This is a genomic window from Nonomuraea zeae (assembly GCF_005889725.1).
Taxonomy (GTDB): Bacteria; Actinomycetota; Actinomycetes; order Streptosporangiales; family Streptosporangiaceae; genus Nonomuraea; species Nonomuraea zeae.
On record NZ_VCKX01000641.1, the window covers coordinates 1 to 1802 of the forward strand.

Consider the following 1802-nt stretch of genomic DNA (forward strand, 5'->3'; position numbering starts at 1 on the left):
AGATGTGTATAGGAGACAGGCACCAATCACGGGCCTCTCTTCCGCACTGGCAGGCCCGCCCACCCCGCACCAATCAAGGGCCTCTCTTCCGCACTAGGAGCCGGAGCATGCAAGGGATCGCCGCGTCGCAGCCGTACGTCATCGCTCTCTTCCTCGCCTGGGCAGGACTGCTGAAGCTGTTCAGCCGGCGGATGCGGGCGCAGGCCGGGCAGACCGCCCTGGCCGGACTGACCGGCGCGGCGCGCGCGGTCCCCGCGCTCCGGCTCGTCGGGGTCGTCGAGCTCGCGGTGGCCGCCGCCCTGCTGATCCCGCCCTTCTCCCCTGCCGAGGGCGTGGCCGCCGCCGTGGTGTCCACCGGCTTCCTCGCCTACCTCACCTATTCCGCGGTCGCCGCGCCCACCGCGTCGTGCGGCTGCCTGGGCGCCCACTCCCGCCCCGTGAACGTACGCGCCTTCGCCCGCGCCGGCCTCCTGCTCGCCGCGAGCGTCCTGGCGATCGGCGCGCCGCCTGCCGTGGCGCCCATCACGGCACTGGCCCTGGGAGAGGCGGTGGCGCTGCTGGCCCTGTCGGCGGAGCTGGACCGCCACTGGCTCGTCCCCCTGCGCCGTCTCCTCGTACGGCTGCGCAGCCCGCTGGCCGCCCCCGCCGGGCACGAGGTCCCGTTGGGCGCGTCGCTGCACCTGCTCTACCGCAGCCCGGCGTACTGCTCGGCGTCGGCGCAGCTCACGTCGGACGTTCAGGACACCTGGGACGAGGACGGACTGCGGTTCGTGGTCTTCGGCGCCCGCGAGCGCACGGCAGTCTTCGCCGTCCCGTTGCACGGCCAGGACCCGTCGGCCGTCCGCGTCGCCCTCGTCGAGGAACCGGCCCCGGCCTGATTCAGGTCACCACAGGACCAGCCTCGGAGGCCGCCGGCCCGAAACCGCCCGGCCCGCTCGTATCGTGGGATAGCGGAGCCTGGCGTCGGCGGCCTGCATCTCGGTGGCTCAGCACGTGTGCCACGCGGGTGCCGCCTCGATCTTCGCGGGCGGACTGACCCCGTCAATCGCCACCGCGCCGGCCGAGTCCGAGGGCGCCCGGTGGCCGCTTGCGGCGGCGTACGTGATGGTGGGCACGGCGATCACGATGGTCGCGGCGATACAAGGCGCCGCAGCCGTTCCTCCACGGCCTCCACGAACTCCGCGACCTCCGCGACCTCCGCGAGACAGGGAACGCGCCGCCTGCATTAGAGCCCTCTCATCGACCGCTAATCGCGACGTAATCGCCAACCCCAAGGATGGCCATCGTCAACACCCAAGAACGACGATCGGGAGGGGCGCGCATGCAGCTGACACGGGGGTGGCTCCTGCTGACCGTCACGGTCGCGTTCGCCATCGGCACCATCACTCCATGCGCTTTCGCCATGCAACTCGCCCATGCGGCATCCCTCGGCCAGACCGCGATCGCAGCCGCTGACGATGACGACGGCGATGACGACGATGACGGGGGCGACGACGATGACGACCGCACCCCCACCCTGCGGAGACCTGCCATCAACAACGGCACCTCACGCGCCACCACCCAACAAAAAGAATCAAAGCAGCAAAAGACACCGAAAACGACCAAGCAGCCCACGGACCAGTCGATCACCAAAACCACCGAGCCGCCGCACACCCCGAAAAGCACCACCAAGCCAGCAGAGGCACCCACAGCCACCACCGGCTCCGACACTGGGACCGGGACCGGCTCTGGCACTGGCACTGGCACTGGCACTGGCACTGGCACTGGCACTGGCACTGGCACTGGCACCAGTCCTACAGCCC

General features: G+C 70.6%; 2 protein-coding genes. Both read left to right on the forward strand.

The window, feature by feature from the left end; all coding sequences use genetic code 11:
• Positions 1–107 precede the first annotated feature (107 nt).
• Positions 108–878, forward strand: coding sequence for a MauE/DoxX family redox-associated membrane protein (locus ETD85_RS62030; protein WP_138699057.1), 771 nt, complete (start codon positions 108–110; stop codon positions 876–878).
• Between the two features lie 398 nt (positions 879–1276).
• Positions 1277–1802, forward strand: a 526-nt coding sequence (locus ETD85_RS64275; RefSeq protein WP_206059651.1) for a hypothetical protein, incomplete at its 3' end; no start/stop codon positions are given.